Source organism: Acidovorax sp. NB1 (assembly GCF_005405905.1).
In the GTDB taxonomy this organism is placed as follows: Bacteria; Pseudomonadota; Gammaproteobacteria; order Burkholderiales; family Burkholderiaceae_C; genus Acidovorax.
The window spans coordinates 54,087-72,603 of record NZ_BJHU01000029.1 but is presented as its reverse complement, the minus strand read 5'-3'; the positions used below and the strand labels follow the sequence as shown (position 1 = coordinate 72,603).

Annotated in this window: 19 protein-coding genes; 12 read left to right on the top strand and 7 right to left on the bottom strand. The window is 66.6% G+C overall.

Going from position 1 to position 18,517, the window contains the following annotated elements; translation table 11 throughout:
• Positions 1-157: 157 nt before the first annotated feature.
• The 3 genes from AvAM_RS14770 to AvAM_RS14760 all read left to right on the top strand — a co-directional run bounded on the left by AvAM_RS14770 (position 158) and on the right by AvAM_RS14760 (position 2,570).
• A complete protein-coding gene (locus AvAM_RS14770; protein WP_137747744.1) occupies positions 158-1,156 on the top strand; it encodes a TlyA family RNA methyltransferase in 999 nt (332 codons plus the stop codon).
• Entirely contained in the window at positions 1,153-2,004 is an 852-nt protein-coding gene (gene metF, locus AvAM_RS14765) for a methylenetetrahydrofolate reductase [NAD(P)H] (protein ID WP_137747743.1), read from the top strand. Before AvAM_RS14770 ends, metF begins: the two co-directional genes overlap by 4 nt.
• A gap of 65 nt (positions 2,005-2,069) precedes the next feature.
• On the top strand, positions 2,070-2,570 hold the full coding sequence (locus tag AvAM_RS14760) for a septal ring lytic transglycosylase RlpA family protein (RefSeq protein WP_249368154.1): 501 nt from the start codon (positions 2,070-2,072) through the stop codon (positions 2,568-2,570).
• Positions 2,571-2,658: 88 nt separating this feature from the next.
• On the opposite strand, the gene AvAM_RS14755 is transcribed toward AvAM_RS14760, so the two are convergent.
• Positions 2,659-3,546 (bottom strand): 23S rRNA (adenine(2030)-N(6))-methyltransferase RlmJ, encoded by an 888-nt coding sequence (locus AvAM_RS14755; protein ID WP_137747741.1) that lies wholly within the window; start codon positions 3,544-3,546, stop codon positions 2,659-2,661.
• A gap of 287 nt (positions 3,547-3,833) precedes the next feature.
• Here AvAM_RS14755 and AvAM_RS14750 point away from each other — a divergent pair, with 287 nt between their 5' ends.
• The 6 genes from AvAM_RS14750 to erpA all read left to right on the top strand — a co-directional run bounded on the left by AvAM_RS14750 (position 3,834) and on the right by erpA (position 8,674).
• Positions 3,834-5,786: a serine/threonine-protein kinase gene (locus tag AvAM_RS14750; protein ID WP_137747740.1), complete on the top strand. Its 1,953-nt coding sequence runs from the start codon at positions 3,834-3,836 to the stop codon at positions 5,784-5,786.
• Positions 5,787-5,990: 204 nt separating this feature from the next.
• On the top strand, positions 5,991-6,422 hold the full coding sequence (gene rplM / locus AvAM_RS14745; RefSeq protein ID WP_026437700.1) for a 50S ribosomal protein L13: 432 nt from the start codon (positions 5,991-5,993) through the stop codon (positions 6,420-6,422).
• 11 nt (positions 6,423-6,433) lie between these two features.
• Positions 6,434-6,826, top strand: coding sequence for a 30S ribosomal protein S9 (gene rpsI, locus AvAM_RS14740; RefSeq protein WP_011804080.1), 393 nt, complete (start codon positions 6,434-6,436; stop codon positions 6,824-6,826).
• A 154-nt stretch (positions 6,827-6,980) separates the two neighbouring features.
• Complete coding sequence (locus AvAM_RS14735) at positions 6,981-7,691, top strand: DUF6776 family protein (RefSeq protein WP_137747739.1); 711 nt, start codon at positions 6,981-6,983, stop codon at positions 7,689-7,691.
• A gap of 158 nt (positions 7,692-7,849) precedes the next feature.
• Positions 7,850-8,248 (top strand): polymer-forming cytoskeletal protein, encoded by a 399-nt coding sequence (locus AvAM_RS14730; protein WP_137747738.1) that lies wholly within the window; start codon positions 7,850-7,852, stop codon positions 8,246-8,248.
• Positions 8,249-8,308: 60 nt separating this feature from the next.
• Complete coding sequence (gene erpA / locus AvAM_RS14725; protein ID WP_056414289.1) at positions 8,309-8,674, top strand: iron-sulfur cluster insertion protein ErpA; 366 nt, start codon at positions 8,309-8,311, stop codon at positions 8,672-8,674.
• A 108-nt stretch (positions 8,675-8,782) separates the two neighbouring features.
• On the opposite strand, the gene AvAM_RS14720 is transcribed toward erpA, so the two are convergent.
• A complete protein-coding gene (locus tag AvAM_RS14720; protein ID WP_137747737.1) occupies positions 8,783-9,892 on the bottom strand; it encodes an anhydro-N-acetylmuramic acid kinase in 1,110 nt (369 codons plus the stop codon).
• A 37-nt stretch (positions 9,893-9,929) separates the two neighbouring features.
• Positions 9,930-11,300, bottom strand: coding sequence for a M23 family metallopeptidase (locus AvAM_RS14715; RefSeq protein WP_137747736.1), 1,371 nt, complete (start codon positions 11,298-11,300; stop codon positions 9,930-9,932).
• A 203-nt stretch (positions 11,301-11,503) separates the two neighbouring features.
• Between AvAM_RS14715 and tyrS the strand changes: the two genes are divergently transcribed.
• Entirely contained in the window at positions 11,504-12,736 is a 1,233-nt protein-coding gene (gene tyrS / locus AvAM_RS14710) for a tyrosine--tRNA ligase (protein WP_137747735.1), read from the top strand.
• A gap of 105 nt (positions 12,737-12,841) precedes the next feature.
• Here tyrS and AvAM_RS14705 read toward each other — a convergent pair whose 3' ends face one another.
• Complete coding sequence (locus AvAM_RS14705; RefSeq protein ID WP_137747734.1) at positions 12,842-13,843, bottom strand: LysR substrate-binding domain-containing protein; 1,002 nt, start codon at positions 13,841-13,843, stop codon at positions 12,842-12,844.
• A gap of 137 nt (positions 13,844-13,980) precedes the next feature.
• On the opposite strand from AvAM_RS14705, the gene AvAM_RS14700 reads away from it, so the two are divergent.
• Together AvAM_RS14700 and AvAM_RS14695 are read left to right on the top strand one after the other, a co-directional pair.
• Positions 13,981-14,550, top strand: coding sequence for a DUF2917 domain-containing protein (locus tag AvAM_RS14700; protein ID WP_137747733.1), 570 nt, complete (start codon positions 13,981-13,983; stop codon positions 14,548-14,550).
• Positions 14,551-14,655: 105 nt separating this feature from the next.
• Positions 14,656-15,048: a DUF2917 domain-containing protein gene (locus AvAM_RS14695; protein ID WP_137747732.1), complete on the top strand. Its 393-nt coding sequence runs from the start codon at positions 14,656-14,658 to the stop codon at positions 15,046-15,048.
• Positions 15,049-15,144: 96 nt separating this feature from the next.
• On the opposite strand, the gene AvAM_RS14690 is transcribed toward AvAM_RS14695, so the two are convergent.
• From AvAM_RS14690 to AvAM_RS14680, 3 genes are all read right to left on the bottom strand, one after another.
• Positions 15,145-15,915, bottom strand: a complete 771-nt coding sequence (locus tag AvAM_RS14690) for a collagen-like protein (protein ID WP_212742275.1) — start codon at positions 15,913-15,915, stop codon at positions 15,145-15,147.
• 95 nt (positions 15,916-16,010) lie between these two features.
• The gene (locus AvAM_RS14685; protein WP_137747730.1) at positions 16,011-16,496 is read right to left on the bottom strand and encodes a hypothetical protein; all 486 of its coding nucleotides are present in this window, start codon (positions 16,494-16,496) and stop codon (positions 16,011-16,013) included.
• A gap of 42 nt (positions 16,497-16,538) precedes the next feature.
• Complete coding sequence (locus tag AvAM_RS14680) at positions 16,539-18,449, bottom strand: IPTL-CTERM sorting domain-containing protein (RefSeq protein WP_137747729.1); 1,911 nt, start codon at positions 18,447-18,449, stop codon at positions 16,539-16,541.
• Positions 18,450-18,517 lie beyond the last annotated feature (68 nt).

Genomic DNA, 18,517 nt, shown 5'->3' with positions numbered 1-18,517 from the left:
CTCCCCCTTCCCCCCGGGGCAGCATTGCTGTTCTGGGGCCGGGCAGCGGCGCTTGCGCGCCTGGTGTCTATAGCTTGATTGCTATTCAAATGATAGCTATCAAGGCATGATGGTCGCGCGGTAGCGGCTGGTTTTACTCATAAAAAGGATGGGCGCCATGCGCGCAGATGTGTTTTTGGTGGAGCGGGGGCATGCCGCCACCCGCTCGCAGGCCCAGCGCCTGATTGCGTCGGGTGTCGAATGGCGCCTGTCGCCGCTCGCGCCCTGGCAGAAGGTGGCCAAAAATGGCGACGACATCCCGGCGATTGCCGAGGTGCAGCTGCTCGACAGCGCCGAGGCCAAGTACATCTCGCGCGGCGGGCTCAAGCTCGAAGGCGCGCTCGATGCCCTGGGCCTGAAGGTGCAGGGGCTGCGCTGCCTGGACGTTGGGCAGAGCACCGGCGGCTTCACCGACTGCCTGCTGCAGCGCGGCGCGGCGCAGGTGATCGGCGTGGACGTGGGCCACGACCAGCTGCACGAGCGGCTGAGGAGCGACCCGCGGGTGGTGTGTGTCGAGGGCGTGAACGCGCGCTCGCTGACGGCCGAAGCGCTGCAGCAGGCCTGTGAACTGGCGCTCTCGGAAGTCATCGAGCTGGAAGAAGACAACGAGACCCAGCCCGAAGCCCCCTACAGCTGGATGCGCAATGGCGGCCAGGTGGACGAGGACTACGACGACAGCGACGATGCCAAGGAAAAAGACATCGAAGCCTTCAAGTCCGAGCGCGCCGAGCTGGCCAAGGCCCGCGCGCAGGGCACGCTGCCGGTGGAGCGCCGCCGCCGCGCGGACCGTGCCGACGTGGACATCACGCCCGTGTTTGGCCTGGTGACGGGTGACCTGTCGTTCATCTCGCTCACGCTGGTGCTGCCCGCGCTGGTGCCGCTGCTGGCGCCGCAGGGCGATCTGGTCATGCTGGTCAAGCCGCAGTTCGAGCTGCAGCCCGGCCAGGTGGGCAAGGGCGGTATCGTGCGCGACGAGGCCTTGTACGCCGTGGTCGAGCAGCGCATCCGCGACTGCTGCGCCACCGTGGGCCTGGCCGTGTTGGCATGGCTGGACAGCCCCATCCAGGGCGGTGACGGCAACCGTGAATTTTTTATCCATGCAAGGAGGGCTGCATGAATGCTGCCAATGCACAGGGCACCGGTTTCCCTGTGAGTTTTGAGTTCTTCCCGCCCAAGACACCCGAAGGCGCCGACAAGCTGCGCGTGGCCCGCCAGCAGCTGTACGCGCTGCACCCGGACTTCTGCTCGGTGACCTATGGCGCCGGTGGCTCCACACAAGAAGGCACCTTTGGCACCGTGCGCGAGATCCTGGCCGAGGGCGTGGGCGCGGCGTCGCATTTCTCCTGCATCGGCGCCACGCGGCAGTCGGTGCGCGAGCAGTTGGCCACACTCAAGGCGATGGGCGTCAAACGCCTGGTGGCGCTGCGCGGTGATCTGCCCAGCGGCTATGGCGCGGGCGGCGAGTTCCAGTACGCGAGCGACCTGGTGGCCTTCATCCGGGCCGAGACGGGGCGCGACTTCCACATCGAGGTGGCGGCCTACCCCGAGGTGCACCCCCAGGCACGCTCGCCCGAGGCCGACCTCAAGGCCTATGTGGCCAAGGTGCAGGCCGGGGCCGACTCGGCCATCACCCAGTACTTCTACAACAGCGACGCGTACTTCCGTTTTATCGAAGACACGCAGCGCCTGGGCGCCAATGTGCCTGTGGTGCCGGGAATCATGCCCATTGGCAGCTCCACGCAGCTCATGCGCTTCTCGGATGCCTGCGGCGCCGAGATCCCGCGCTGGATCCGCCTGCGCCTGCAGGGGTTTGGCGACGACACGGCCAGCATCAAGGCCTTTGGCCTGGATGTGGTGACCGACCTGTGCGACCAGCTGCGCAGCGCGGGCGTGCCTGCCTTGCACTTCTACACCATGAACCAAAGCGCCGCGACGCTGGAGATCTGTCGCCGCCTGGGGATCTGATGGTTGGGCGCGGCCCGTTGCGGCCCGCCTGCCGTGGGGCCCTGCCGGGGCTTGCCAGGCATGCGGTGTGGGTGGGGTTGCTGTGGGCTCTGGCGGCAGTCCCCGCACTGGCCCAGGGGTTGTCGGCCGAGGCCGATGCGCTGGCCCCCCACCTGTTGACGGTGCCGGGCGAGGCGATGCTGATCGACCCCCCGCCGCCACCGCCGCCCCCGGGGGGGGAGGCGTCGTCCCTGGGGCTGGTCACGGCCGACGAGGTGGGGCTGGCCTCGTGGTACGGGGCGCAGTTTCATCGGCGGCGCACGGCCAGCGGGGAGCGTTTTGACATGCGTGCGCTCACGGCGGCGCATCCCACACTGCCGTTTGGCTCGCGGGTCTGCGTGCGCAGCCAGGCCACGGGGCGCACGGTGGTGGTGCGCATCAACGACCGGGGCCCCCATGTCCGCAACCGGGTGATCGACCTCAGCCGGGGTGCGGCCGAGGCTTTGGGCATGATCGGCCTGGGGCTCAAGCCGGTGGAGCTGTTTGCGTTGGACGAGGACGAGAAGGATTGCCCGGCGGCGCCTTGAACAGGGACGGGCATTCAGGGCGGCAGTTTCGCGACCCATGGCTTTTCGGGCCGGGGCGCGCAGCGCCAGTGCCGCAGGGTGGGGCGCTTCAGCCGCCGGATTCGAGGGTGTGTGTGGCGTGTTTGTCCTGCGCCAGCACTTCGGCCATCTGCGGCAGTGCGGTCTTCAGGGCGGCCTTGAGCGTGTAGGGCGGGTTGATCAGGAACATGCCGCTGGCAGGCAGGCCGGGGCGCTTGACTTCACCCGCAGCCGTTTCGACGAGCTTGCTGTTTTTCACCGTGAGTGTGGCGTGCAGCCAGCTTTTGCCTGCCTTGGTGGCCAGCGTCTTGAGGCGGCGGGGCAGGTCGTGTGCCTCGGGGCGCGGGATGATGGGGTACCAGAACGCATAGGTGCCCGTGGCAAAACGCTTGAGCGAGTCGGCCGCCATGTCGAGCACCTTGGCGTAGTCGCTCTTGATTTCATAGCTGGGATCGCACAGCACAAGCGCGCGACGGGCCGGTGGGGGCAAAAATTTCTTGATGCCTTCAAACCCGTCTTCATGCAGCACGGCCACCTGGCGGCCGGCTTCGAGCTGGGCGACATTGCCCGCCAGGGAGCGCAGGTCGGTCGGGTGCAGCTCGAACAGCTTGAGCTTGTCGTGGCTGCGCAGCAAACGCTGGGTGATGAAGGGCGAGCCGGGGTAGACCCGCAGGGTGTTGCCCTGGTTGAAGGCGTTCACCATGTCCACATAGGCCTGCAGGGCCGGGGCGAGGGCGGGCGTGGTGGGGGCGAACAGGCGGGCGATGCCGTCGGCGGCTTCGCCGCTGGTGCTGGCGTAGTCCCCGTCCAGCCGGTACAGGCCGGCGCCTGCATGGGTGTCCAGCACGGTCAGGGCCGCGTCTTTTTCGGTAAGGTGTTGCAAGGCGGCAATCAAAACCGTGTGCTTGAGCACATCGGCATGGTTGCCCGCGTGGAAGGCGTGGCGATAACTGAACATGGCCCAATGGTAACGAGTGCGCCCCCCGGCGGGCCTTTTTTGTGGTGCCACCGGCCAGCGCGGGGTGCCATGGGGTCTGCTTGGGTGTATCTTTCCGGGCCACGGCACAATCCGAACCGCCGGTTGGCCACGAGCGTGATGTTTTTGGCAGACAGGTCGGCATTTGTTAGCCATTTGTTTCGAAATCGCCCCCTGCCATGCCGCATGATCGCGCCTGCGGCGGTGCTGGCGCTCCGTTGCGCTCTTGAACCGCCTTCGACACAGCAAGCACGCCACGTCCTTTGACCATGACCGAAAGCCTCCGCCAAGCCCCCGCCACTGGAGTCAGCCATGTCGATGCGCTGCCTCCCGGCACCCGGCTGGCCGAATTCGAGATCCTGGCGCTCCTCGGGGTAGGGGGGTTTGGCATGGTCTACAAGGCGTTCGACCATTCCCTGCACCGGGCGGTGGCGATCAAGGAATACATGCCCTCGGCCCTGGCCGGGCGCTCCGAAGGGCAGTCGCTGTGGGTGCGGTCCTCGTCCGACCAGCAGACCTTCCACACCGGCCTGGCCTCGTTTGTGGGCGAGGCCCGCCTGCTGGCCCAGTTCGACCATCCGTCACTGGTCAAGGTGTTCCGGTTCTGGGAAGCCAACAACACGGCCTATATGGTGATGCCGCTCTACAGTGGCATGACCTTCAAGCAGGCACGCGCCCAGATGCGCACGCCCCCGCCCGAAGTCTGGCTGCGCAAGCTGCTGTGGTCGGTGCTGGACGCCCTGCGGGTGCTGCACGACGGGAACACGCTGCACCGCGACATCTCGCCCGACAACATCTTTCTGCAGGACAACGGGCCGCCGGTGCTGCTGGACCTGGGCGCCGCCCGGCACGCCATCAACGACCAGGACCGCAAGCACACGGCCGTGCTCAAGGTGAACTACGCACCGATCGAGCAGTATTCCGACGGCGACGAGGAACTGCGCCAGGGGCCGTGGAGCGATCTGTACTCGCTGGCGGCCGTGATGCACGGCTGCCTGGCCAACGACACCCCGCTGCCTGCCACGTTGCGGTCCATCCGCGACCGCATGGTGTCGTTCCCTCGCATCGCCAAGACCGTCAAGCGGCAGTTTGGCGTGGAGTATTCAGCGCCTTTTGTGGCCGCGATTGCCCAGGCACTGGCACTGCGGCCCGAAGACCGGCCGCAGAGCATCGACGCTTTTCTCCAGGCCATGGAGATGACGTCGCCGCCGGACGATGTCCAGCATTTTGATTTCCGCGCCGAACTGGGCGACATCTGGGTGGAGCCTGCTGACCAGCCCGGCCCCGGCCTGCTCACGCCCACGGTGGACGTGACCTCGGCACCGCGCATCGTGGCCGAGATGCAGGCCCAGGCGAAACGTGCAGAGGCCTCCGAAGCGGCTGCCCCTGTGGTGGTGGACAGCGGTGTGGGCCGACCCGCGACGGACCCGGGCGCCGACACGGTCATGCTGGGCGGCCCTGACACGGTGTTTGCCGATCCGGGGGACACGGTGTTCATCGACGCAGGCGACACCGTGGCGGCCGATGATTCGCGCCAGGATGGTGCGGCCCACCACCGTCGGCATGGGGGCGAGCCGCGTGCCCTGCCGCTGGAGCGGGACACGGTGCGCGCTGCGGGCAAAACTGCCAGATCCAAGCGGCGATCGCCCCTGGTTGCAGGGCTGGTGGTGGCCGTGCTGGTGGTGGTGGCCTCTGCCGCCGGCCTGCGGTGGATGCAGGGCAGCAAGGCGCCCCACGACGACATCATTACCGAGATGGCCGAGCCGCCCGTACCGCCTGTGGTGCCAGCGTCGGCAGAGGTGGTCCTTACAGAAACCGCCGCCGCTGCGATGGAAGGGGCTTCCAGCCCGGCGGGCCTGGTGGCGGCAGGCGCGGCTGTGGCAGCGTCGGCTGCATCCCCGGCCTCCGCAGCGGTATCGGCGCCCCGGGTGGTGCCCCGTGCAGCCAAGCGCCCCGCGCCGGAGCCCGTGCCCACGCCCATTGTGGTGCGCGAGGAGCCCGAGCCGCCCCCGCCGCCTGTGGTGGCCGAGCCCAAACCCAAGCCACAGCCGCCGCGCATTCCTTCTCCGCAGGAGGCCTGTGCCGACGCCAACTTCCTCTCCCGGCCCATGTGCATCCACCAGGAATGCCAGAAGCCGTCGCAGGCCGGGCAGCCCATCTGCGTGGAAAACCGCCGCCGCTACGAGGCCGAGGAGCAGCGCCGCCGCCAGACTCCCAATTGACGGGGCTCGGCGGATTTTTGACAGGTGTCTGGGGCACTCTGGACTTGCCACTTGCGCCCGCAAGGGACAAATTCGTATAATCGAGGGCTTCGCAGCGCTTTTGTGGTCCCGCGGCGAAGATCAAGTGCCACCTAAGAGGCTTCCGAAAGAGGAGCACCGACCGTGGAAAAGGACCCGCCAAACCCTCTTATCAAGAGAAAACTCATGACTACTACTTTCAGCGCAAAGCCCGCTGAGGTCGTGCACGAGTGGTTTGTGATTGACGCGACCGACAAGGTCCTCGGACGAGTAGCCAGCGAAGTTGCTCTCCGTTTGCGCGGCAAACACAAGGCCATTTACACGCCTCACGTCGATACCGGTGACTTCATCGTCATCATCAACGCAGCCAAGCTCAAGGTCACCGGCACCAAGTCCCTGGACAAGGTGTACTACCGCCACTCGGGTTACCCCGGCGGTATCACGGCCACGAACTTCCGCGACCTGCAAGCCAAGCACCCCGGCCGCGCGCTGGAAAAGGCTGTCAAGGGCATGCTGCCCAAGGGCCCCCTTGGTTACGCAATGATCAAGAAACTCAAGGTGTACGGTGGTGCAGAGCATCCCCACACCGCCCAGCAGCCCAAGGCTCTGGAAATCTAAGGAGCCTTGAGATGATTGGTGAATGGAACAATGGCACCGGCCGTCGCAAGTCCAGCGTCGCCCGCGTGTTTCTGAAGAAGGGTTCCGGCAAGATCACTGTGAATGGCAAAGACATTCAACAGTATTTCGGCCGTGAAACCTCGATCATGATTGCCAAGCAACCGCTGGCGTTGACCAACCATGTCGAAACCTTCGACATCCAGATCAACGTGCACGGTGGTGGTGAATCCGGCCAGGCTGGCGCTGCCCGCCACGGTATCACCCGTGCTCTGATCGACTACGACGCAACGCTGAAGCCCGCACTGAGCCAAGCCGGCTTCGTGACCCGCGACGCACGTGAAGTCGAGCGTAAGAAGGTCGGTCTGCACTCCGCACGCCGCGCCAAGCAGTTCTCCAAGCGTTAAACCTTGGCCCTGCCCGGATGCCGCCCTGTGCGGCATCTGCTGCAAAGCATCCCTGGGGTGCTTTACAGAGAAAAACCGCCCTCGGGCGGTTTTTTCGTTTATGGTGCGCTCTTTTCTTTTGGGGCCGTATCTCCATGACACGCCTGTTGACCCTATGCGCTTTCGCCTGCTGCGCCGTCGGCTGACCATCAGTGCCCCCCGGGTGGCCATCCGCAGTGCCTTACCCTGGCCCTTTCGCTGGCTGGCCCTGGCGGTGGTGCTGGGCTTTTGTGCGGCGGTGGCGCTGTGGGCGTTCGAGTTTGGCAAATCCATTGCGGGTCTGGACACCGTGTCGCGCGACGAGGTGCTCAAGATGAAAGCCGAGATCACCCGCCTGCGTGACGAAGGGCAGGAGCGGCAAACGGTGGCGCTCACCGCCGAGAGCCTGCTGGCCACTGAGCGGGCCGCCAAGGACAGCCTGGTGGCCCAGGTGCGCCAGTTGGAGGCCGACAACCGTACGTTGCGTGAAGACCTGGGGTTTTTTGAAAAACTGATCCCGGCGGCCAAGACCGATGGCCTGGCGATTCGCGCCCTGCAGGCCGAAGTGCTGGGCGGGATGCAGCTGCGCTGGCAGGTGCTGGTCATCCAGGCGGCCCGCAATGCGCCCGAGTTCAACGGCCGCCTGGAGTTGGTGCTGGCGGGCACCCAGGACGGCAAGCCCTGGACCCAGACCCTGCCGCCCCAGGGGCAGCCCCTGCAGGTCAAGCAGTACCGCCGCATCGAAGGCGTCCTCGATCTGCCCCCCCATGCCGTGGTAAAAACCGTGACCGCGCGCGTGCTGGACGGCACTGCCGTCCGCACCATGCAGACCATGGCGATCGAGTAAAGGGCCATGAATGGCCTGGCGCGGGGGCTGTTACGCCCCCAAGCGGCTTCCTTGCGCAGCGCCCACGTGCAGAGTGGTCCGCTTTCCGTGGGGCGGCTTTTTCCAGTTCACCCGCATGTGGGCCCCGGGGTCCGCTTGTTTTTCCAGGAGTCCTGCCCATGTTTTCGCGTAAAAAGCAGCCCCCCATCAAAAGCCTGGTCGCGCAGGGCACCAAAATCGAAGGCAGTGTGCTGTTTGCCGAGGGCATGCGCATTGATGGCGAGGTGGTGGGCGACATCCGGGCGGGCTCCGAGCAGCCCAGCATCCTTGTGATTTCGGAAACTGCGCGCGTCGAGGGGGCTGTGCACGCCGACCACGTGATCATCAACGGCCAGGTGCTGGGCCCCGTGCATGCGGGGGAACTGCTGGAGCTGCAGCCCAAGGCACAGATCACCGGCAATGTGCACTACAAGGCGTTGGAGATGCACCAGGGGGCCGTGATCGCCGGGCAGTTGTTCCCCACGGCGGTGCTGGTGGAGGAAAAGCCCCCACTGAAGTTGGCGTCAAACAATCCCTGATCTGAATTCCCGAGCGGTTTGCAGTAGTATTAACCCCAAATACCGAACCCGGAGTACCCCATGAGCGCAGTTGCCGACAACATCCAGACCGAAATGCCCGCCCCCATCCTCTTCACCGACAGTGCGGCGGCCAAGGTGGCGGACCTGATTGCCGAAGAGGGCAATCCTGACCTGAAGCTGCGCGTGTTCGTGCAGGGTGGCGGCTGCTCCGGCTTTCAGTACGGCTTCACGTTTGACGAGATCACCAACGAAGACGACACCACCATGACCAAGAATGGCGTGTCGCTGTTGATAGATGCGATGAGCTACCAGTACCTGGTGGGTGCCGAGATCGACTACAAGGAAGACCTGCAAGGTGCCCAGTTTGTCATCAAGAACCCCAACGCCACCACCACCTGCGGGTGCGGTTCCAGCTTCTCGGCCTGATGGGCCCTGGGGCCGGGTCGGAAGGCCCCTGCCTCGGGTGCACCAAAGATAAAAACCGCCCTCGGGCGGTTTTTTCATGGGTGCAAGGAATCTGCGGTACTGCAGTGCTCAGGCGGGGTACACCGCCCCCAGCACGCGGGGGCCCGCTGCGCCGGTCACGCTGGGCAGGTTTCCGGGAGCTTGGTGCAGTGCCTGGCGCGCCAGCCAGGCAAAGGCGGCGGCTTCGACCTGCAGCGCGGGCAGCCCCAGGGCCTCGGTGGTCACGACCTGCAGCGTGGGGCACAGGGCCTGGAGGCGGCGCATCAGCTGGGTGTTGAGCGCACCTCCTCCGCAGATTGCCAGGGTCTCACTATTGTTTTTATAGCTATCAACGCTTGCTGAACAGGCGGTGGCAGTGAATTCCGTCAATGTGGCCTGCACATCGGCAGGCGCGGCAGGCCCGAAGCGCTCCAGGTGGTCAGCCAGCCAGGAGGGGTTGAACAGGTCGCGCCCTGTGCTTTTGGGGGGCGGCTTGTGCAGAAAAGGCTCCTGGATCAGCGATTCCAGCAGTCCGGGCAGCACCTGCCCGGTGGCCGCCCAAGCACCCCCCTTGTCGAATGGCTGGCCGGTATGCAGCTGGCACCAGTGGTCCATCAGCGCATTGCCGGGGCCACAGTCAAACCCCAGCACGCTGCCGTCTGCGCCCAGCACGCTGAGGTTGGAGATGCCGCCAATGTTCAGCACCAGCACCGTTTCGCCAGGCCGTCCGAAGACGCCCCGGTGAAAGGCGGGCACCAGCGGCGCGCCCTGGCCTCCGGCCGCCACATCGCGGCTGCGCAGGTCGGCCACCACCGCGATGCCTGTGCGCTCGGCCAGCAGGGCGGGGCTGAGCAATTGCAGGGTGTAGCCGGTGCCATCGAACTCCTGGGGGCGGTGGCGCACGGTTTGCCCGTGGGCACCCACAGCCCGGATGGCGCTGGCGGGCAGGCCGCTGTGAGCGAGCAGGGTGTGCACCACCTCGGCATAGGCACGCGACAAGGCGTTGCCAGCAAGGGCTGCACGGTGCAGTTCGTTGTCGCCGGGGGTGTTGAGCGCCAGCAGCTCGGCACGCAATGCGGGTGCAAAGCCAGCGCTGGCGTGGTGCGTGACCCGCATGCGCGGGCCGGAGAAGTCGGCCAGCACCCCGTCGATTCCGTCGAGCGAGGTGCCCGACATCAGGCCGATGTAGAGATCGGACATGGCCTGCCGGGCGGTGGACTGGACAGCGGAGATGGGATCAGTTCGCGCTGGCTTGCTCGATGAGCGCAGCGGCGTTCAACTGAACGCGCATGTTGGCCGCCAGGCGGTCAAATGCGGGCCGTCCAGCAGCCGACACCGGTGCCGCAGCTTCGCTCTGGGCCACGATGGTCATCGGATCTTGGTGCTGGCCGTTGACGCGGAATTCAAAGTGCAGGTGCGGCCCCGTGGCCCAGCCCGTGGCACCCACGGCGCCCAAGGTCTGGCCCTGTTCGACCGACTGGCCCTGGCGCACGTCGATGCGGCTCAGGTGGGCATACACCGTGACGTGCTGGTTGCGGTGCTTGATGAAGACCACGTTGCCGTAGCCGTTCTGCACACCCGCAAACTCCACCGTGCCATCGCCCACCGTGCGCACGGCGGTGCCTGTGGGGGCTGCAAAGTCAGTGCCCAGGTGGGCGCGCCAGGTTTGCAGGATGGGGTGCAGGCGCATCTTGAAGCCGCTGGTCACGCGCGAGAACTCGACCGGCGATGCCAGATAGGCGCGGCGCATGCTTTCGCCGTTCAGTGTGTAGTAAGCGCCCTTGGTGGCGCCGGATTCCTGGAACCAGACGGCCTGGTGGGTCTTGCCGTTGTTGACGAATTCGGCGCTCAGCACGCGGCCGCTGGACAGGGGCTCGCCATCGGCTTCCAGGGTTTCGTAGACCACCGAGAAGCGGTCGCCCTTGCGCAGCGAGCGGCGGAAGTCGATGTTGCCCGAGAACAGCTCGGCCACTTGCACAGCCACGGCGTCGGGGATGTTGGACGCATCGGTGGCGGCAAACAGCGAGCTGTGGATGACGCCGCCGGACAGCCGGCTGCTTGTGGTCATCTTGGCGGTTTCGATGCGCGTCGCAAACTTGTTGTCGCTGGTGCGCTCGACGATCAGGCGGCGGAAGTTGCCGCTGTCGTCCGGCACCCAGCGCACCGTCAGGCGGACCAGGCGGTGGTCGTCGGTGGTTTCGGCCGACACGCTACGGCCGGTGCGGCCCAGCACGTTCTGGCGCACCGGCGTGTCGCCACGCATGAAGGCGGCGGCGGCCGGGTCGGCCACGCCCAGGCGCTGCAGCAAGGATTCGGGGGTGTCGCTGGACCGCACCTGTTCGGAACGGAACAGCGAGAAGCCCGGGGCGTCCAGCTCGCCCAGCACGAGGTTCTCGGCCAGCGATTCGACGGGGTAGCTCACCATGCGCACCGGCAGCTCTGCCGGATCGGGCGCGAAGGATGCCACGGCGAAAGCCCCGCCACCACCGGTCAGCAGGACGGCGGCAACGGCGGCGGTGATGCGTTTGGGGTGCTGTTGGATCGTGCGGGACAGTCGGTCAAGCAAAGCGGTGCTGGCGGTGCGGACCGTAGTGAGGCCGTGAATCAAAGGTCTATCCCCAGGGTGATAGTGGCGCCATGGCGTTCCCCCGGTGTGAATACGGGGCGAGGCCAAGACCACTGACTGTCAGGCTGCAGCCATTCGACAGGTTGATAAAAACAGGTCAAAACGGCGGGCCCACTAGAATCCGCCTCTGCAATGTGGGCTGAAGTATAGCGGCGCATGCTGTCTAGACATCCCAAAAAACCCTTATGAATCAATCTGCTGTTACAACAACCTCAGTCTCCGATGGTGTAAGACAAGCCCTCGAAATCTCGCTGCGCGGCGTGCAAGAGCTGCTGCCACAGGACGAATGGGTCAAGAAGCTGGCGCGCTCGGAGGCCACCGGCCAGCCGCTGCGCATCAAGCTGGGCCTGGACCCCACCGCGCCCGACATCCACATCGGCCACACCGTGGTGCTGAACAAGATGCGGCAGTTGCAAGATCTGGGCCACCAGGTCATCTTCTTGATCGGCGACTTCACCAGCCTGATCGGCGACCCCTCGGGCCGCAACAGCACGCGCCCGCCGCTCACGCCCGAGCAGATCAAGGTGAACGCCGAGACCTATTACAAGCAGGCCAGCATGGTGCTGGACCCGGCCAAGACAGAGATTCGCTACAACAGCGAGTGGAGCGAACCCCTGGGTGCGAGCGGCATGATCCAGCTGGCCTCCCGCTACACCGTGGCACGCATGATGGAGCGCGATGATTTTCACAAGCGCTTCACCACCGGCCAGTCCATTGCGGTGCACGAGTTCCTGTACCCGCTGATGCAGGGCTACGACTCGGTGGCCCTGAAAAGCGACCTGGAGCTGGGCGGAACGGACCAGAAGTTCAACCTGCTCATGGGCCGCCACTTGCAGCAAGAGTATGGCCAGGAGCCGCAGTGTGTGCTCACAATGCCGCTGCTGGTGGGCCTGGACGGTGTGGACAAGATGTCCAAGTCCAAGAACAACTACATCGGCATTGCCGAGGACGCCAACACCATGTTCGCCAAGGTGCTGTCGATCAGCGACACCCTGATGTGGGACTGGTTCACCCTGCTGTCGTTCAAGAGCCTGGCCGAGATCGCCGCGCTCAAGGCCGAGGTGGAGGGTGGGCGCAACCCCAAGGACGCCAAGGTGATGCTCGCCAAGGAAATCACCACGCGCTTTCACAGCGCGGCGGCGGCCGACGCGGCCGAGCAGGACTTCATCAACCGCAGCAAGGGCGGTGTGCCCGATGAGATCCCCGAGATGAGCCTGTCGGGTGCACCGCTGGGCATTGGCGCGCTGCTCAAGCAGGCCAACCTCGCCCCCTCGGGCAGCGAGGCCAACCGCCTGATCGACGGCGGCGGCGTGCGCGTGGATGGCAGTGTGGTCAGCGACAAGGGCCTGAAGCTGGCCGCTGGCACCTACGTGGTGCAGGTGGGCAAGCGCAAGTTCGCACGGGTCACATTGGCCTGATTCTTTTGAGCAAAAAAGGCCTTCGCCGCGCGCTGGGTAAGCGATAGATGCTATAAAAACAGAAGCGAAAGCGCCGTGCCTGCCCAGGCCGGCGCTTTTTTCTTTTCAGGCCCCGTCCAGGTTGTCGTTCAGATCCGGGTCGGGCACATCGCCAATCGCCTGGCGGGTGGCCTCGGCCTGCACCTGCAGCCAGGCGCAGAAGGCCTTGATCTCCGGCCGCTGAGCGCTGCGGGGCCCGACCATGAGCCAATAGGACAGTGGCGAGTCGATGCGGTGGCCGGGCAGCACCTCCACCAGGTCGCCCGAAGCCAGGGCATCGGCAATCAGCGGCATACGGGCCAGCGCCAGGCCCTGGCCGGCCAGCGCGGCCTGCACGATCTGGTGGGCATAGTTGAAGTACAGCCAGCGCTGGGGTTGCAGCTTGGTCAGGTCGCGGGTATCGAACCAGCGGCGCCAGCTCAGGTACTCCAGGTAGTGCGTGCGGTGGGCGTCGCCCGCCTCGATCAGGGTGAACTGCGCCACATCGGCGGGGGTGCGCAGCGGCTTGCCGCTCTTGAGCAGCCAGGGGCTCGCCACCACGGCCAGTTGCTCGCCAAACAGGCGGATGCCGCCCTGTGTGGCCCCGGCGGGCATGGCATAGCGCAGGGCCAGGTCCACGTCCGACGTCTCCAGGTCCACCTGCACGTCGCTCGCATCAATGCGGATGTCGATGCCCGGGTTGTCGCGCTGGAACTCTTCCATGCGCGGGATCAGCCACATGGACGCAAAACTCGCCCAGGTGGTGATCGCCACGCTGCGGCGCCCGGCCGTCTGGCGCACCAGGCGCACGGCGGCGTCCATGCGCTCCAGCGCCGGGCCCACCGCGCGCTGCAGCTGCGCGCCCGCACTGGTCAGCTCCACCGCGCGCGTGTGGCGCAGGAACAGGGCCACGCCCACTTCTTCCTCCAGCGCCTGGATCTGGCGGCTCACGGCCGACTGGGTCAGCGCCAGCTCGTCGGCCGCCGCGCGGAAGTTGAGGTGCCGCGCTACGGCCAGAAAGGCACGCCAGTGGCCTGTGGCCACGGGCCGGGTGCGCAGCACGGCGGGGGAGTATTCGGCAGAGGCCATGGCGGGGCTCCGGGAAGGTTTTGATTCATGCGTTGACGGAATGAATAGCGTACCGCGTTTTCATTGGACTGTGTGTGGCGCAAGGATCACTATTCGTGCTCCAAAACACCTGTTTTCCCTACCTGAAGGAGCCTGTCATGTCCGCCCGCAACGTTCTGGAATCGCAACAATCCGTGCAAGCCGCCGTGGCTGGCCGTTCTGCGGCCGGTTGCTGGAAACTGACCCCCGGCCGTGCCCTGTCGCTGCACCCGCAAGGGCGCAGCGTGCTGGAGATCACGCAGGGCCAGGTCTGGCTCACGCTGAGCGGGACCATGCCCACCCCGCTGCCCGCCGGCCTGTCTGCGGATCTGCTCCCCGGCGTGGCCGACCACATGCTGCAGGCTGGCGACCGCCTCAACATCGCGGCGGGCCAGCATGTGGTGATGGAGGCCTGGAACCCCGCAGGCCAACCCGGCGAAGAAGTGGCCTTCCAGTGGCATGGCGCCCCGGTGCCTGTGCAGGACCCGCGCGCCCTGCGGCAGGGGGCTGAATGGGAATGTAGCGTGGTCCAGCCCCTGCGGGACCTGGTGCAGGCGCTGGCCCTGGGCGGGCGTGCCATGGGCCAGGCGGGTGCCCAGGCGCTCAGCGCCGGGGGGCGCCTGGCGCTCGGAATCGCCCGTTTTGCTCTCTTTCGGATAGCGGCTCCGCGTGAAAGCAGGCCCGCTTGAGCACGACATGCAAGAAGAGCATCAATCGCTGCATTCGTTTTCATTGGACGCCTTGCATAGCACGGCGCACCATAGAGTCCATCAAGGGTAAACCCGGAGATTCACATGACCACCTCGCAGACCTTCAAGTTCTTTTCCACCGCTGCCACGGCTGCTGCCGCACACGGTGCCAGCACCTTGCTGCCAGGCAAGGCCCTCAGCCTGACGCCCCGCGCACCCATGGCCCTGCGCATCGCCGAAGGCCAGGCCTGGGTCACGCTGGATGCAGGCCCCTACGGCACGGGCACCGAAGCCGGTGACGTGTTCCTGCATGCAGGCCAGACCCTGTGGGTGGCCGCAGGCCAACACGCCGTGGTCGAACCCGTGGGCCGCCAGCGCCTGCAATACCGCTGGACCCGCACCCCGGTGGAAGCTGCCAGCACCGCCACCCCCTGGTGGCGCCGCGCAGCGTTCGGCAGCCCGTCGGTGGCTGTGGCCAGCGACGCCTGCTGCGCCTGAGCCGTTGTAAGAGAAGGGGCTGGCCGCCGTTCCAGAAGACGGGCGGGGTTGGGGCCCTCTCCTTGCCAAAGCAGCAAAATCTGATTTTGCTGCAGTTCAGCGGAAGAGCAAGAAGCAGACGCTGAGGTTTTCGCCCGCAGAGATGTTGCTTGCTACGTCCACGGTCACTAGCAGGTCGATCATGTAGTCGCGTGTGACATTGGCAGTCATGCTGCGGCCCGGGCCGCTGCGGATGTCCAGCATCACGGTGGAGTTCAGGCCTCCTGGTGGCTGGTCGAACATGATGAAATACGACCGCGTCTGCCCCCCTCCATACGCTGAGGTCACGGTGTAGTCACTGCCGCTGATCAGCGTGGCTGGCGCCACGATGTTGGAGAGCGGGTCTGCCACTGTAAAGCAGCCATGGCGCATAACAGACACGCCCGCCACCGCGCCCTGCGGTCCCACCGGACCTGTGGCTCCCGTCGGGCCAGCCGGGCCGATGGGCCCCGCTGGGCCTGTAGCCCCGGCAGGGCCCGCCGGGCCAGTCGCACCCGTCACACCCGCAGCCCCTGCCGGGCCGGTGGCTCCTGTGGGCCCTGTCGCTCCGGCTGGACCTGTGGCGCCGGCCGGGCCGACTGATCCGGTGGCTCCGGTATCGCCCTTATCCCCTTTGTCGCCCTTGTCACCTTTGGGGCCCACGGAGGCCAGCGGGTTGCATCGGCCCAGGGTGCCGGTGGCGTCGTGGCACACCATGGTTGTACCGGTGGAAGGGGTCGCAGGCAGGCCGGGCAGGCGCACGCTGCCTGTCGGCAGCACTTGCAGCGCGGGGGCACCGGGGGCGGAATGGATGGCTACGCCGCTTCCTGCAGCGGGCGTGAACGTCATGTCGGCTGCGCCAGCATGCGCGGCTACGAAGCCAAGGCATAGGACAAGAGAGCGGGGAAGTTGTCGGGGCATGGGATGGGTGGATTTTGGTGAGGTCAAGGTTGCTGTGCGGGCGTTCTGCGCCGCCGACGCGCCAGCGCGAGCACGACCGGCGTGAGCAACGCCAGCGCCCAGGGGCTCAGCGCGGGCACCGGCACGGGCGCCGCTGCGCCGCCCAGCGGTAGGGGACCCGCTGGGCCAGCCAAGAGGCAGCCGGGGCTTGCGGCGCGCAACACCTGCCCGCCGCCAAGGCTTACGGGGCCGGTCGGCGCCCATTGGCCCGCCAGTTCCAGGCGGCCTCCGTTCAGGGCCAAGGACGACCCCGCCGACGTTGATACATCGCGCGCCGCCACAAGCGCACCACCGGCGCCCAGTGCCAGCGTGCCGCCATTGACAGAGAGGTCCGAACAACCCATGGAGGCCGTGCCCTCGCCCAGGTCCGCGGTTGCGCCGGTGGGCAGGGCCCAGTCGGCCCTGGCGAAGGCCATGGCCGTGAGGAGTGCAGCGGCAATGGCGCCCTTGTGTAAGATGATTTTTGGCATGAAATTGGGCTCTGGCGCTTGCACAGAATGTGCAGGCAGCTCTTATTTCAGGAGCGATTGCCGCCTCCGAATCGGTGCCATGCCTGCTGCGAACAGGGACAGCAGCACCAGGGCCCAGGGCCCCAGTGCAGGAATGGCCTGTGCGCCAGTGGGGGCGACCGCCAGCAGGACGGGCAAGCCCGGGTCAGTGATCTGGCCGTTGGCGGCGCCATCGCTGTCGCCTGCGCCGCCATCGGTCAGGGTAAAGCTCACGCTCAGGCCATCGGGGGCAAACACAGCGCCCGGCAGTGCGTACCAGTGCGGCAGAGCACAGGCGGTGGCGCCAGTGCAGCCCAGGCCTTCAGGGCTGGGGCCGTACTTCAGGTAGGTGGCGCCCGGCGGCACGGGCTGGGTGTAGCGCACGGTGACGCTTGCGCCCTGTGTGCCACCCGCCAGGGTGAGTGTGAGCGGGGCAGAGGTGGTGCGGGCACCCGTGGGCAGAGGGGCGGGGAGATTGCTGCCGAAGGCCGCAGACTGGATCCGCCAGCCGCTTGATCCATCTACCTGTACGCTGCCTTTGCCCGTGCCAACATCGGCCCACGGAGCGCTGCACAGGCCGGAGTCACTGCCGCCCTGGGCGCCCCCGCAAGTCCAGGTGTAGCCTCCGCCAGCCGATTGCACCGGGCTGGCCGGGCCTGCGCCGCAAAGGTCGGCTGTAGGGGGGGTGATGATGGGGCGACCGGCTGCCGCGCCACAGGCGCCATTCACCGACTGCACAAAGCCAAAACCCGTGTGCTGCGCCGTGCCGTGCGGCGTGAGGACCTCGATGGTGGCCAAGCCCGCCGCGTGGGCTGGGGTGGTGGCGGTGATCTGTGTGGCGCTGTCCACCGTGAAGCGGGCTGCGGCGGCGCCGCCAAAGGTGACCGCTGTCGCACCGCTGAAGGCGTGGCCTGTCAGCGTGACGCGTTCCCCCCCGTTGCTGCCCGCGCTGGAGGGATTGGCCTGCGTGATGAATGGCAGCAGCGAAGGCGCCGAGCATTGCGGCGAAGTGGCTCCGCCGTGCAAGCCAACACAGGTCCATTGGTAGGCCGTCCGGTCACCGGGCGGTAGCAGCACGCTGCTGGCCTGGCCCGCGCTGCACAGGTTGGCTGTGGGGGCGATGGATGTTGGCTGGTTGTGGGCGCTGCCACAGGCGCCATCAATGGGTGCGACGAAGGTGAAGCCTGCCCCCAGTGTGGCGGTGCCATCGGGCGTAGTGATCTCTATGGCCACTGGTCCCAGGGTGTGGGCGGGGGTGATGGCGGTGATTTGGGTGTCGCTGTCCACGCTGAAGCTGGCTGCAGGCGTGCCGCCAAAAGCCACGGCCGTCGCGCCGGTGAAGCGGGCACCTGCGATGCGGACAGCAAGCCCCCCGTTGGACAAACCCGTGGCAGGGCTGGCGCTGGTGGCCAAGGGGAGCAGCGTGCCCTGCAGTTGCATCACCCAGGACTGGGGATAGCACCGCCATCCCATGTACTCGCGGCAGAGGTGCCCCCCGGTGCTGCTGCGGTTGACTTGTCGATAGCCCCTGCCTGCAGGCCCGTTGGGGTCCGCAAAGATCACCCAGACCTGGCTCGAAGCCTGCGCGGTGTAGCTGCCGGTAAAGGTGGTGGGCCCCGGCGACGGGGCCATGGCCGTGGCGGTGAACGGCTGGCAGTCGTTGGCGGGGGCTCCATCGCCCGGGGCGCTGCCGCAGACCTCCATGGTGAAGGGTGTGTCAGGGTTGTGGGCGTTCACCATGTCCAGCGCGACGCTGGTGATGCGGGTCGGGGCCGGGCCCACCGGCACCCGGTTGGCCCAGCGCATGGGGACCTGCACCGTGTAGCCGATGTTGTCGCCCGTGCCCAGGTTGTCGAAGAGCACTTCGGCGTGGACGGTCGTAGCGCAGGCCAGGGCTGTGATCAGCAGCACGCGCAGATGGGGAGAAAAAACCATATTTATGCGGAAAAAAGGCCTCCCCCGCTTTGCCAGAAAGCGCGAGTAGCTATGCTTTTGAGAGCATC

Coding starts and splice junctions, on each gene's coding strand:
- AvAM_RS14680 (WP_137747729.1), bottom strand. CDS start 18,449: ATGGTTTTTTCTCCCCATCTGCGCGTGCTGCTGATCACAGCCCTGGCC.
- rpsI (WP_011804080.1), top strand. CDS start 6,434: ATGATTGGTGAATGGAACAATGGCACCGGCCGTCGCAAGTCCAGCGTC.
- AvAM_RS14735 (WP_137747739.1), top strand. CDS start 6,981: ATGCGCTTTCGCCTGCTGCGCCGTCGGCTGACCATCAGTGCCCCCCGG.
- AvAM_RS14685 (WP_137747730.1), bottom strand. CDS start 16,496: ATGCCAAAAATCATCTTACACAAGGGCGCCATTGCCGCTGCACTCCTC.
- AvAM_RS14755 (WP_137747741.1), bottom strand. CDS start 3,546: ATGTTCAGTTATCGCCACGCCTTCCACGCGGGCAACCATGCCGATGTG.
- AvAM_RS14695 (WP_137747732.1), top strand. CDS start 14,656: ATGACCACCTCGCAGACCTTCAAGTTCTTTTCCACCGCTGCCACGGCT.
- AvAM_RS14690 (WP_212742275.1), bottom strand. CDS start 15,915: ATGACGTTCACGCCCGCTGCAGGAAGCGGCGTAGCCATCCATTCCGCC.
- tyrS (WP_137747735.1), top strand. CDS start 11,504: ATGAATCAATCTGCTGTTACAACAACCTCAGTCTCCGATGGTGTAAGA.
- AvAM_RS14770 (WP_137747744.1), top strand. CDS start 158: ATGCGCGCAGATGTGTTTTTGGTGGAGCGGGGGCATGCCGCCACCCGC.
- AvAM_RS14700 (WP_137747733.1), top strand. CDS start 13,981: ATGTCCGCCCGCAACGTTCTGGAATCGCAACAATCCGTGCAAGCCGCC.
- AvAM_RS14750 (WP_137747740.1), top strand. CDS start 3,834: ATGACCGAAAGCCTCCGCCAAGCCCCCGCCACTGGAGTCAGCCATGTC.
- AvAM_RS14730 (WP_137747738.1), top strand. CDS start 7,850: ATGTTTTCGCGTAAAAAGCAGCCCCCCATCAAAAGCCTGGTCGCGCAG.
- AvAM_RS14720 (WP_137747737.1), bottom strand. CDS start 9,892: ATGTCCGATCTCTACATCGGCCTGATGTCGGGCACCTCGCTCGACGGA.
- erpA (WP_056414289.1), top strand. CDS start 8,309: ATGAGCGCAGTTGCCGACAACATCCAGACCGAAATGCCCGCCCCCATC.
- metF (WP_137747743.1), top strand. CDS start 1,153: ATGAATGCTGCCAATGCACAGGGCACCGGTTTCCCTGTGAGTTTTGAG.
- rplM (WP_026437700.1), top strand. CDS start 5,991: ATGACTACTACTTTCAGCGCAAAGCCCGCTGAGGTCGTGCACGAGTGG.
- AvAM_RS14705 (WP_137747734.1), bottom strand. CDS start 13,843: ATGGCCTCTGCCGAATACTCCCCCGCCGTGCTGCGCACCCGGCCCGTG.